This window comes from Bacteroidota bacterium (assembly GCA_039714315.1).
GTDB lineage: Bacteria > Bacteroidota > Bacteroidia > Flavobacteriales > JADGDT01 > JADGDT01.
Map to the genome: position 1 here is coordinate 1 of JBDLJM010000095.1, position 12,291 is coordinate 12,291.

General features: G+C 35.0%; 8 protein-coding genes and 1 other RNA gene. 7 read left to right on the forward strand and 2 right to left on the reverse strand.

What is annotated here, in order from left to right:
• Nucleotides 1–322 precede the first annotated feature (322 nt).
• Complete coding sequence (locus ABFR62_09790) at nucleotides 323–1,096, forward strand: S1/P1 nuclease (protein MEN8138710.1); 774 nt, start codon at nucleotides 323–325, stop codon at nucleotides 1,094–1,096.
• Nucleotides 1,097–1,107: 11 nt separating this feature from the next.
• Here ABFR62_09790 and ABFR62_09795 read toward each other — a convergent pair whose 3' ends face one another.
• Nucleotides 1,108–1,551, reverse strand: coding sequence for a hypothetical protein (locus ABFR62_09795; GenBank protein MEN8138711.1), 444 nt, complete (start codon nucleotides 1,549–1,551; stop codon nucleotides 1,108–1,110).
• Nucleotides 1,552–1,722: 171 nt separating this feature from the next.
• A complete protein-coding gene (gene acs, locus ABFR62_09800; GenBank protein ID MEN8138712.1) occupies nucleotides 1,723–3,627 on the reverse strand; it encodes an acetate--CoA ligase in 1,905 nt (634 codons plus the stop codon).
• A 198-nt stretch (nucleotides 3,628–3,825) separates the two neighbouring features.
• On the opposite strand from acs, the gene ABFR62_09805 reads away from it, so the two are divergent.
• The 6 genes from ABFR62_09805 (at nucleotide 3,826) to rnpB (ending at nucleotide 12,210) form a co-directional block, all read left to right on the forward strand.
• Nucleotides 3,826–4,791: a lipid A deacylase LpxR family protein gene (locus tag ABFR62_09805; GenBank protein ID MEN8138713.1), complete on the forward strand. Its 966-nt coding sequence runs from the start codon at nucleotides 3,826–3,828 to the stop codon at nucleotides 4,789–4,791.
• 340 nt (nucleotides 4,792–5,131) lie between these two features.
• Complete coding sequence (locus ABFR62_09810) at nucleotides 5,132–6,916, forward strand: long-chain fatty acid--CoA ligase (protein ID MEN8138714.1); 1,785 nt, start codon at nucleotides 5,132–5,134, stop codon at nucleotides 6,914–6,916.
• Between the two features lie 195 nt (nucleotides 6,917–7,111).
• On the forward strand, nucleotides 7,112–8,803 hold the full coding sequence (locus ABFR62_09815; GenBank protein ID MEN8138715.1) for a nucleoside-triphosphatase: 1,692 nt from the start codon (nucleotides 7,112–7,114) through the stop codon (nucleotides 8,801–8,803).
• A gap of 25 nt (nucleotides 8,804–8,828) precedes the next feature.
• A complete protein-coding gene (locus ABFR62_09820; protein ID MEN8138716.1) occupies nucleotides 8,829–10,001 on the forward strand; it encodes a TlpA disulfide reductase family protein in 1,173 nt (390 codons plus the stop codon).
• 193 nt (nucleotides 10,002–10,194) lie between these two features.
• Complete coding sequence (locus tag ABFR62_09825; protein ID MEN8138717.1) at nucleotides 10,195–11,655, forward strand: aminoacyl-histidine dipeptidase; 1,461 nt, start codon at nucleotides 10,195–10,197, stop codon at nucleotides 11,653–11,655.
• A gap of 174 nt (nucleotides 11,656–11,829) precedes the next feature.
• Nucleotides 11,830–12,210: RNase P RNA component class A (gene rnpB, locus ABFR62_09830), an RNA gene on the forward strand.
• Nucleotides 12,211–12,291: the final 81 nt, after the last annotated feature.

The following is a 12,291-nucleotide window of genomic DNA, read 5'->3' on the forward strand; positions in this document are numbered from 1 at the left end:
TTATTTGTCAATATAATAGTCTTCTATGTTGAATTCCAAATGAATTGAATAATATTTATTGAAATCAGCTACAAAGTCTAAAGTCTAAAGTTCAAAGTTCAAAGTTCAAAGTCTAAAGTCTAAACCGACGAAGGAGGTTCAGCGAGCACCTTTTAAATAAAAGTGCCAGCGAGCTAAAGTTCAAAGTTCAAAGTCTAAAGTTTAAAGTCCAAGATCTAAAGTCTAAATACTAAATACTAAATACTAACTTGTTAAGTTCTATACGAATAATTACCTTCGTGCGATAATATAGTAGTAAGCCAAAAACATAAAATTTTATACAATGAAGATTAAATATTTGTTTATAATAGTGGCATTAGTGATGTTAGCCAATACAGGATTTGCATTTGGTCCAACCGGACACAGAACTATTGCCAAAATTGCAGAATCTTACCTTAGTGATGAGGCAAAAAAGCAAATAACCGAGTTGCTGGATGGCGAAGGGATTGTTATTGTTTCAACTTTTGCAGATGATATAAAATCAGAAAAAAAATACGATTATACTCATGTATGGCATTATGTTAATGCAGAGGAAGGTATAAGTTACAGCGATTCGAAAAAGAATCCTGACGGAGATCTGATATTTGCTATTAATAAAGCGGTTGAAGTTTTAAAGAATCCTAAGAGTACGAAAGAAGAAAAAGCATTCAATTTAAAAATGCTGATTCATTTTATAGGAGATTTACATCAGCCATTGCATTGTGGCAGAGGTGCAGATAAAGGGGGGAATGATATAAAGGTTAAATGGTTCAGAAAGAACACTAATTTGCACAGAGTTTGGGATTCTGATATAATTAACTTTAATAAAATGAGTTATAGCGAACTGGCAGAAACCATGAAAAGATCTCCTTATATAGATAAAGAGGAAATAGAAAAAGGAAATGTTATTTCGTGGTACAACGAGTCTAAAAAACTTAGTAAAGTAGTTTATGCCTCGGTAGAGCCGGATGAAAATCTTACTTATGGATATAATTATAAATACTTTCCTGTTTTAAAGGAGCGGCTTAATTATGCCGGTATCCGTTTGGCAAAGGTTTTAAATGAGATTTTTAGGTGATATGAATTGAGTTAATCAATAACTCTCACATTAATAATTTGAACTTCCTTAGCCTCAATATTGATTTTAGGGAAGTTTTTTTCGTAGTCGATATTTATATCTCCCAAGCCTACTTTCCCGTCACCATTTGAGTCCCATTTAAGACTTAGGTAGTAATTAGCCTTGTCAACTTCCTTACAACCTCTGATTTTTGATGCCGGATCAGCGGGAATTTCCAGTTCAATCGTATGAGGCAGAGATTTTGCTTTATATTTTTTACTGACAATTTCCGTAGCCTCAACATCAGCCAGTATTGGACTGTATCCGTAAAGGGTAACTATAAAATCTTTTACGTCAGGTTTAATAGTGGTTTCGCTTTGAAGGTCAATTTTTATTATATGTGAGGAGCTACTCTCACACGATTGCATTGCAAGAGTTACACTGAATAGAATCAGAAGAAATTTTAGAACTTTCATTTTAATAAATGTTTATATTTTATAATGTATTAATATGTAGTCCTTTAGAGTGCTAAATTACAAAAGGAATTATACATAATAAGGTTAATTGCTAAAAAAAGGTGAATAAAATATTCACCTTTTCGAATTTATAATGAAGTTTATATAAAACTATTCCTAAAACAACAGATCTTATTTTTCGTTAAGTTTTTTTGCTCCTTCAATAATTTCTTCAACTATTTTTGGATCCAGTAGAGTAGAAGTATCTCCTAAGTTGGAAACATCACCTTCGGCGATTTTTCTTAGAATTCTTCGCATTATTTTACCTGATCGTGTTTTAGGTAAACCGGGAACAATTTGAATAATATCAGGTCTGGCAATTTTACCAATTTCTTCAACTACAGTCTCAATAACTTCCGATTTCAATATGTCCTGATTTTTACATTCTTCTCTACAAATAATAAATGCGTAAATACCTTGTCCTTTTATATCATGTGGATAGCCTACAACTGCCGATTCAACCAGTTTTTCATTTTTATTAATTGCATTTTCTATTTCGGCTGTGCCAAATCTGTGTCCCGAAACATTTATTACATCATCAACACGTCCAATAATTCTATACATACCGTTTTTGTCTCTTTTTGCTCCATCACCTGTAAAATAATAACCGTCATAGTTTGAGAAGTAAGTGTCTTTTGCTCTTTTATGATCGCCGTGAATAGTTCTCAACATTGATGGCCAAGGGTATTTAATAGCCAAATATCCTTCAACTTCATTTTCTTTTATTTCCTCACCATCTTTATTCAATAATACAGGTTGTATTCCGGGTAATGGGTATCCGGCATGTGAAGGTTTCATTGGGCTGTGATTACCGAGTCCCGATATCATAATCCCTCCGGTTTCGGTTTGCCACCATGTATCAACAACCGGGCATCGTTCCTTTCCAACGTGAATATGGTACCAGTGCCATGCTTCTTCATTTATAGGCTCACCAACTGTACCAATTACTTTTAACGAATCTAACGAATATGACAATACGTGGTCGTCTCCTGCCGCCATTAGAGCTCTGATAGCCGTAGGTGCGGTATAGAATTGATTTACCCCGTACTTATCTACTATTTGCCAAAACCTACCGGCATCCGGAAAAGTGGGTATTCCTTCAAACATTGTAGTTGTTGCTCCATTCAGTAAAGGGCCGTAGATAATGTAGGTATGCCCGGTAATCCAGCCAATATCAGCTGTACACCAGTAAACATCACTTTCTTTTGTTTGGAATACATTTTTGAATGAGTAACCTGCGTAAACCATATATCCTCCTACTGTATGTACAATTCCTTTAGGAGAACCCGTTGAACCGGAAGTATAGAGAATAAACAATGGATCTTCTGAATCCATTAGTTCAGGTTCGCAAAAGCTATCTGCCTTTTCCATTTCGTCGTGTAACCATACATCCCTTCCTTCTTCCATATTTACGGCCCATCTTGTTCTTTCTGTAACGATGACCTTTTCTACACTTGTACAATTTTTCAACGCTTCATCAACAACTCTTTTTACAGGAATTTCTTTTGCTCCCCTAAATAGTCCATCAGAAGTTAAAACCATTTTTGCGTCAGCATCGTTAATCCTGTCGGCTAGTGAGTTTGCAGAGAATCCTGCGAAAACAACAGAGTGAACAGCTCCAACTCTGGCACATGCCAAGGTTGCTATTGTAAGTTCCGGGATCATTGGCATATATATAGCAACGACATCCCCTTTTTTAATTCCGTTATTTTTTAAAACATTGGCAAATTTATTTACCTCTGTATAAAGTTCACGGTAGGTTAAGCGTACAAATCTTTCTCTGGGATCATTTGGTTCCCATATTAGTGCAATTTTGTTTCCTCTATCTTTTAAATGTCTGTCAAGTGCATTTTCGGTAATATTTAGTTTAGCATTTAAAAACCATTTAACATTTGGGTCATTAAAATTCCAGTTAAGGGTTTTATCCCATTTTTTTCTCCAAACAAACTTGTCGGCGATTTTATCCCAAAACTGTTCCGGATACTTAATGGATTCCTGGTATTTTTCCTTGTAATCATCAAATGAATTAATGGTCATATAATATAGAATTAGTTAGTAATATTTTATGAATATAATAAAAACTGACATATGTCATACTGTTGTCTTGGTGAAAATTTTCAGTCCGGACGAACGGGGTTGATTAACAGGTAAATAAGCTTCGTCATAAAAAGTGTGAATGGTGATTTTTCGTAAATATATTTGTGAGGAATTTTAAAGAATGAGGATATAATAAATATGAAATTGTTGAGACTCATATTATTTTTTATTTTGTTGTTTTCCTTTGCTGCTAAGGCTCAGGAGACTGCTTACTTTGTTGAAACTAAAAGTTACCAAAGAGCTTTTGGTTTAACAGTGGAAAATGATATGTTTTTTCAGACAGACCATTATTATTCTGCGGGAGAAAGTATACATTTTATACACCCGGCGATTTCAAAATCTCCATTTAACCGACTTCTTATTTCAATGTTTAATCTTGGAGATGTTGTGTATAACGGGCTAAAGATTGATCATAAGATTTTTACTCCTACTGATACACCTAATGCCGGGTTAAAAATAGGCGACAGACCATACGCTTCATCTTTAAGTATATCGCAATTTAAAGTTGTGGAAAATTCTGAATATGCTTACAGGATCAGCAGCCGGTTTAGTTTGGGAATCATTGGAGAATATGCCCGTGGTAGGGAGTTACAATCAAAAATTCACGAGATTACCCCTTCGGAGGTGCCCTTAGGCTGGGAATATCAGGTTAAGAACGACCTGTTGTTAAATTATTACATAAAATTGGACAAGGGCATTTACAGTTCTGAATATTTTGAATGGCTAGCCTCCGCATCTGTTAATTTAGGAACCGTTAATAATGATATTGCCTTTTCTACAAATGCCAGGGTTGGATTGATAGATTCATATTTCGAATCGTATTCTCCGGGAAAGAATTCCGGATTCAGAACATGGATGGAATTGAGTTATAAGGTGAAAACAATTGCCTATAATGCTTATCTGGAGGGTGGTTTAATAAACAGAAACAGTCCCTACATTATTGAAAATGGGGATATGAACAGAATGAGTCAGAAAATAGGTGTCCATTTTTTCATACAGTATAATAAACATAGAATTGTTTTTGAAGGATACAGAATAAGCCCGGAATTTGTAGGAGCATTGTGGCATCAGTGGGGTGGTATTTCTTATCAGTATTGGTTTTAATATATTCTAAATTCAATTCTATAGCAATAAATCATTATCTGAAATATATAATGCGTGCATAATATTTATTCGTTTTTAGGTAATACTTTCCAAAGATTTGATGTTCTTTCATTAAATATGATAAAAATCATTATTCATACATAGCAATTAATAATACTAATTTCGTTTTATATTTAGTAAGTTAAATATGGCAATAGTAGAATGTGTTGATGTTTAACTGGTTTAATTATTTGCTAACATGCGATTTTTGTGTGTTTTATTTTAATAAATATTGATTTGGTTGAAAATATGATAATTGATTAAGTTATTATAAATTGTAGCAAACCAATAACTCAATATTATGTCAATTCCTTTAACACGTATTTTTGATATTCCTTATTATCAATTAGAGAATCACCCTCAGGAAGTAGCTTTTGCATCTAAAAGTTATATGCACGGTACCTGGGATACCTTTTCAACAGAACAATATATCGAACATATTAATATAGTAAGCCGGGGTTTACTACGTTTAGGAGTAAAACCCGGAGATAAAATAGCATTAATTTCGAATAATCGTCATGAATGGAATATGATGGATATGGGAATTTTGCAAATAGGCGCAGTTGGTGTACCTGTTTATCCAACTATTAGCCAGGATGATTATAAGTATATTTTCAATCATTCGGAGGTGAAATATTGTTTTGTTTCGTGCGAGGAGATTTACTTAAAAGTAAAAGCAATTAGAGATGATGTACCTACTTTGAAAGAGGTATTCTCTTTTAACCTTATTCCCGAAGCTATAAACTGGAAATCATTATTAAGATTAGGTTCCGATGATTCAAATCAAGGCGAAGTAGAGCAGTTAATGGCCTCAGTAAAGCCAAACGACATGGCCACAATAATTTATACTTCAGGTACAACGGGCAGGCCCAAAGGCGTAATGCTAAGTCATAATAATCTTCTGTCAAATGCAATATCATCTAATGACAGGTTACCAAAATCGGTACACGGGCAAAAAGCATTGAGTTTTTTACCCGTTTGTCACGTATTTGAGAGGATGGTTTTATATATGTATCAATATTCAGGTATGTCGATTTATTTTGCAGAGTCTATTGATACCATTTCAAAGAATTTGCAGGAGGTAAAACCTCAGGTAATGACTGCAGTACCACGACTTCTTGAGAAAGTTTACGATAAGATATATTCTAAAGGATCTGATTTAACCGGGATAAAGAAAAGGCTATTCTTTTGGGCAGTAGATTTGGGGTTGGAATTTGAACCTTATGGAGCCAATGGGGCATGGTATGAATTTAAATTATCACTAGCCCGAAAGCTAATTTTTTCTAAATGGCAGGAAGCTCTTGGCAGTAATTTGGAATTGATTATTTCGGGTAGCGCACCTCTTCAGCAGCGTTTACAGCGATTATTTACTGCTGCGGGTATTCTTGTAGCCGAAGGTTATGGTCTGAGCGAAACGTCTCCGGTAACAAATGTAAATGAATGGGATAATAAGGGTTGGCGAATAGGCACTGTTGGCAGGGCTCTGGATGGTGTAGATATAAAAATTGCCGATGACGGTGAAATTCTTATAAAAGGGCCAAACGTTATGTTGGGTTATTATAAAGATCCGGAAAAAACAAAAGAAGTAATAAATGGAGATAAATATTTTCATACAGGTGATATCGGAGAAATTGATTCGGATGGTTTTTTAAAGATTACCGATCGAAAGAAAGAAATGTTCAAAACTTCCGGGGGTAAATATATTGCTCCTGCCGTATTGGAAAACGCGTTTAAAGAGTCGAGATTTATCGAACAAATTATGGTTATTGGAGAAGGAGAAAAGATGCCGGCAGCTTTAGTTCAACTTGACTTTGCCTTTATACGTGAATGGTGCAAACGGAAAAAAATAGAATGTACCAATGATGAAATGGTGATTACAAACCCTGTAGTGATTGATAGAATTCAACAGGAAATTGATGAGCAAAATAAAAACTTCGGTAAATGGGAGATGATTAAAAAGTTTGAAATTGTATCGGATGTTTGGTCTATAACCGACGGACAACTTACGCCTACCATGAAACTGAAGAGGAAAGTAATTAAGCAGATGTATAAAGATCTCTTTGATAAAATATATGAGAGGAATTAATTATTTAGGTATTGCTTAGGTCGTCCTCTCGTTAATCTTCTTATAGCAGAAGGATAGAGGACGACTATAATTATTTATAAGCTTTGATTTAGTTTGGTTTTATATATTTGCGGTGGTATAACTAAATTGAGAGTACCGTGGTTATTAAGTTTTATAGGTACTTGCCAGGTTTGTGCAAAAATCACTCTATCTCAAATGCAGAAAAGCAAAAATAATATATGGATCAAAGCTGCTGTAATGGCTAGTTTTTGGGCTTCTTTCGAAATTATAGTAGGGAGCTTTTTTCATAATATGAGAATTCCGTTTTCGGGTACTATATTGGCTTCGATGGGTGTTGCCATAATGGTTTCGTTTCAATATATGTGGAAACAAAGTGGTTTGGTTTGGCGTGCAGGTTTGATAACAGCTCTTTTAAAAGCAGTGTCGCCAAGCGGAATAATTATTGGCCCGATGGTGGGGATATTTACCGAGGCTATTTTTGTAGAATTTATCACATTTATTTTAGGTAGAAATTTAATCTCCTACATTTTTGCGGGTGGATTTGCGGTATTTAGTGCACTGCTACATAAAGTAGTGATGATGTTGATTATTTACGGCTGGGATTTGGTTAAAGTACTTGACAGTTTCTATCAATTTCTGGTAAAAAAGGCTGGAATAGAGAATTTGTCGGCTTTTTGGTTAATATTACTGGTGTCTTCAGTATATTTTGTTGCAGGAGCAATAGGTGGAACCGTTGGTTACTTGGTTGCAAAAAAAGCAAAACAACTTAAAGATACAGAAGAAATAAGTATAGAATTCGATCACAAAAAGGTGATAGAAAATGTTGAAGAAAAATATTCGCTTTCCTTTCTAACTCTTCATCTTGTATTGCTTATATCAGGGATTTTTGTAATTAATTATTCACCTCTCTGGTTAAGCACACTAGGATCCTTAACATATATCTTTTTTGTTGTAAAATATTATGACAAAGCTGTTTTTCATCTTCGAAAAAATAAATTTTGGTTACAATTATTAGTTATTACTTTCATCGCCTCGCTTTTCTGGAATAAGTTTACTTCGGGTGATATTTTTAGCCTTGAGGGGATGATAGTAGGATATAAAATTACACTTCGTGCAGCTATGATGATTGTTGGTTTTTCTGCTTTAAGTGTTGAATTGAAAAATCCTTTTGTAAAGAATCTGTTGTACAATAAAGGGCTTAGAAATTTATATTGGGCAATGGAGTTATCTTTTTCCAGTTTGCCGTCTGTAATGAAAATAGCTAACCCTGTAAAGAGTATAAAGAGTCCTTTGGAGTTTTTTCCAATGATGTTGAATCAGGCTGATAAATTACTTTCTACTTTCGAGGATCAGATAAATTCTAATGTGATAATAATTACCGGAGATACCCAAAGCGGAAAAACCGGTTTTTTGAGCAAAGTGCAACAGTCTCTCCAGGAAAGATCTATAGGACAGGTTGGTTTTTTGGCTGATTCAATATATGAAGACGAGCAAATACAGGGTCACATAATTAAGGACTTAAGCAGTTCCGACAGTTTTAGAATATCTTATCGCGAGTACATGGAAAACTCGCAAAAAATCGGGAGATTCTATTTGCTTAATGAAGGTTTGGAATTTGGAAAAAGTATTTTGCGAAAAATAAACAGTTCCGAAAGTGGAGAAGTGGTAATTGTTGATGAAGTTGGGCGCTTAGAGCTCGACGGTGGAGGTTGGGCACCGGAAGTTAAAGAATTGCTTGAAGATAAATCAAAACCGGTAATACTAATTGTAAGGGGGAAATATTTAGATGAATTTGTAGAAAAGTTTCAGGTAAATTCACCCTACATATTTTATCCTGAGCGCGATAGGGTAAAGGATGCTGTAAAAGCAATAGAGAACAGTATTTAGTGTTAATATTATAAGAATAAATAGAATGAGAAAGTTATTGATATTTTTTATTACGACTCTGTTTTTGTTATCAGGTTGTTCACAAAAGTCAGAGGATTTTATTTCAAAACTTGAAAAAGAGACATTGATGCATTCATCTGTCACTTATAAAGTTAATAGGAAGTCATATTACAAAAATGGTATTGATACTTTAGTTACGCCTTTTGAAATTTGGACTGTTCGTGATGTTGATGAAGAAGGGAAGAATGGATATGTGTGGGTTAATGATTATTACCGACCTTATAATATGATTTATGATAACGGAAGTTTTTATCTGGCAATTCCACCTAAAAAGACGACTGTAGTTTATAATAAGTTCATTGGATCGTTTATTTCTGATGCTGACTGGATTGATAATTTCCTTAGGCCGGATAGTCTTACTTCGTTAATATCAGACACTATTAATAAAACTACTATTTCGGAATTAGTTTATAAGGATATAAGTTGTACACAAATTGAAATAGATTTACCTAAAACGAGAAAAGGAGTTAGAAGAAAAATAACTTACATAATTGATAGAGATAAGTTAGTACCGGTTTGGTCAAAAGTAGAAACAAGCCAAAAGAAAGAGCTTCATGTGGAAGAGTTGTATTTTTCGGATTTTGATTTTGATAAAGTAGACTTAAAAGTATTAAAAGAAAAACAGAATAATGTTTTGAAAGATAATCCTGTGGGGAGGAATGGAGCTAACTCTGAAGTATCTATGATGGAGAAAATGCTTCATGTGGGTGATAAAGCTCCGTTTTTTGATGGAAAGGATTATAATACAGGAGAAGAAGTTAAATTGACCGATTACATAGGGGAAAATATAATAATTGTTGATTTTTGGTATACACATTGCCCTCCATGTGTAAAAGCTATGCCGAGTTTGTCGGAGCTTGCCGCAAAATACGAAAGCAAAGGTCTGAAGATTTTGGGTCTTAATTCAGTAGATAATCAGCCACGTAGTTTAGAGAACTTGAAAACATTTTTGGAAAAGAGAAAGCTGTCATATGATATTGTTCTTACTCAACCATCGGTAGATAAAAAATATAAGATAATGGGCTACCCCACAATGTATGTAATAGGTAAAGACGGAAAAATTGCATTTGTAGAGGTAGGTTTTGATCAACATAAGTTCGAAAAACTGACAGAAGTGGTGGATAGTCTTACCAGATAATTTGCTAATATTTTAATGGAGTTTTTAGCATTATCATATTGAGTTTTATTTTTATTACAGATAAAAATAAAAGAGTGTTTATTCATATTATTATCTTACAATATTCATATTTTTGTTCTGCATAATTAAAATATACTTACATATCTAAGATATTAGATTGTCAACTAATTAATAAACGCATAAACACAAGAATATGAGCCAAGAAGTTAGAAACCTGGAGCCAAAGGCTATTTGGAACAATTTCGAAGATTTGAATGCAATTCCGCGCGGGTCGAAGAAAGAAGAAAAAGCAGGAAAGTTTTTAGTTGAGTTTGGAGAAAAACTCGGACTGGAAACTGTGATGGATAAGGTTGGGAATGTAATTATAAAGAAACCTGCCTCTAAGGGAATGGAAGATCGTAAAACTGTGATTTTACAATCGCATTACGATATGGTACATCAAAAAAATTCCGATACCAATTTTGATTTCGATACGGAAGGAATCAAATCGTATATAGATGGTGAATGGGTTACTGCCGATGGTACAACTCTTGGAGCTGACAACGGTATTGGTGTTGCTTCGATAATGACACTTTTAGAATCTTCGGATATTGCTCACCCCGCACTTGAAGCTCTTTTTACTTCGGATGAAGAAACCGGAATGACTGGTGCTTTCGGACTTGAAGGTGGTTTGTTGGACGGTGAGATTTTATTGAACCTGGATACTGAGGATGATGATGAACTAACAGTAGGTTGTGCCGGTGGAGTAGATACAACATCCAAGCGTGAATACAAATTAGAAGATGTTCCTGAAAATAGTGTTGCTTACAACATTACTGTTCGTGGTCTTAAAGGCGGTCACTCGGGGATGGATATAAATCTGGGTAGAGCCAACGCAAATAAGGTAATGAACAGACTAATGTACGGAGGCTTTACAAACTTCGGACTTCGGGTTTCAGAAATAGATGGTGGTAGTTTGAGAAATGCTATTCCAAGAGAATCGTTTGCCAAAGTAACTGTGGATAAAATTTCTCAGGAAGCGTTTGAAGCCGAAACTGCAATAATGATAGAAAATATCAGGAATGAGTTCAAAGCTACCGAACCCGATATGGAAATTGTTTTGGAAGAAACGGCTTTACCTGCAAAAGTAATGGAGATAGGGGTACAGGAAGGTATCATTAGAGCTATTTATTCGTGTTTCAACGGTATGTATCGTATGAGTGATGAGATTGATGGCTTAGTTGAAACATCATCGAACTTATCGAGAATAATTTTAAAGGACGGACAATTCGAATCGCAGGCTTTACAACGTTCGTCTGTTGAGACCGGTAAAATGGATGTTGCATACAGTATTAGAGCTTCTTTTGAACTTGCAGGTTGTGAGGTTGAGCATGCAGGATCATATCCGGGGTGGAATCCAAATATGGAATCAGCAATTTTGGGAGAAATGAAAGGTCTTTATAAGGAAATGTTCAATGAGGACGTTAAGGTATTGGCATGTCACGCAGGATTGGAATGTGGTATTTTGGGAACTAACTATCCTGATGTTGATATGATTTCGTTTGGACCTACAATCAATAATCCTCATTCACCGGATGAAAGAGTAAATATTGAATCAGTTCAAAAATATTGGGGTTATTTATTGGAGACTTTGAAGTCTACTCCTAAGGAGTAAGGGGAAAAGAAACCTGCCTGCGTGACTCAGTCAGGCAGGAAAGACTAAAGAAAAAAGACTAAAGAAAAAAGAGTAAAGAAAAAAAGGAAAAAGTAAGAAGGCAAAAGTATAAGGTCACTCTTTAAACTTTTGCCTTTAAACTTTTGCCTTTAAACTTAATACTTTACTTTTGCACCGGCAGACCGCCTTATCGCTGCAGTTTTGTAGAGGAAAGTCCGGACACCACAGAGCATCGTACTTCCTAACGGGAAGGGTTGTATTGCTTTTGCGATACAATACAGCTAGTGCAGCAGAGAATAACCGCCACGCCTGGCGTGGTAAGGGTGAAAAGGTGGGGTAAGAGCCCACCGGTATTTTAGGTGACTAAGATAGCCGTGTAAACCTTACGAGGTGAAATACTATGTATATTGGAGTGTTGTTCTTCGGAACTTCTAAGGGCTGCTCGCCCGATTTCAAGGGGTAAGTAGTTAGAGATTTTGGGTGACCAAAATTCCAGATAAATGATAAGGCATCTTTTATAGATGACAGGATCCGGCTTACAGGTCTGCTTTTTTTATTCAAAATGTACCTTAGGTACTATTTATGATCTATGTTATTTGATTCAGGATCAGCAATGTTTTCTGCACCTCTGGGTTT

What these genes read in the sequence shown, in the direction of transcription:
- ABFR62_09790 (MEN8138710.1), top strand. Translation starts at nt 323, where the DNA reads ATGAAGATTAAATATTTGTTTATAATAGTGGCATTAGTGATGTTAGCC.
- ABFR62_09795 (MEN8138711.1), bottom strand. Translation starts at nt 1,551, where the DNA reads ATGAAAGTTCTAAAATTTCTTCTGATTCTATTCAGTGTAACTCTTGCA.
- acs (MEN8138712.1), bottom strand. Translation starts at nt 3,627, where the DNA reads ATGACCATTAATTCATTTGATGATTACAAGGAAAAATACCAGGAATCC.
- ABFR62_09805 (MEN8138713.1), top strand. Translation starts at nt 3,826, where the DNA reads ATGAAATTGTTGAGACTCATATTATTTTTTATTTTGTTGTTTTCCTTT.
- ABFR62_09810 (MEN8138714.1), top strand. Translation starts at nt 5,132, where the DNA reads ATGTCAATTCCTTTAACACGTATTTTTGATATTCCTTATTATCAATTA.
- ABFR62_09815 (MEN8138715.1), top strand. Translation starts at nt 7,112, where the DNA reads ATGCAGAAAAGCAAAAATAATATATGGATCAAAGCTGCTGTAATGGCT.
- ABFR62_09820 (MEN8138716.1), top strand. Translation starts at nt 8,829, where the DNA reads ATGAGAAAGTTATTGATATTTTTTATTACGACTCTGTTTTTGTTATCA.
- ABFR62_09825 (MEN8138717.1), top strand. Translation starts at nt 10,195, where the DNA reads ATGAGCCAAGAAGTTAGAAACCTGGAGCCAAAGGCTATTTGGAACAAT.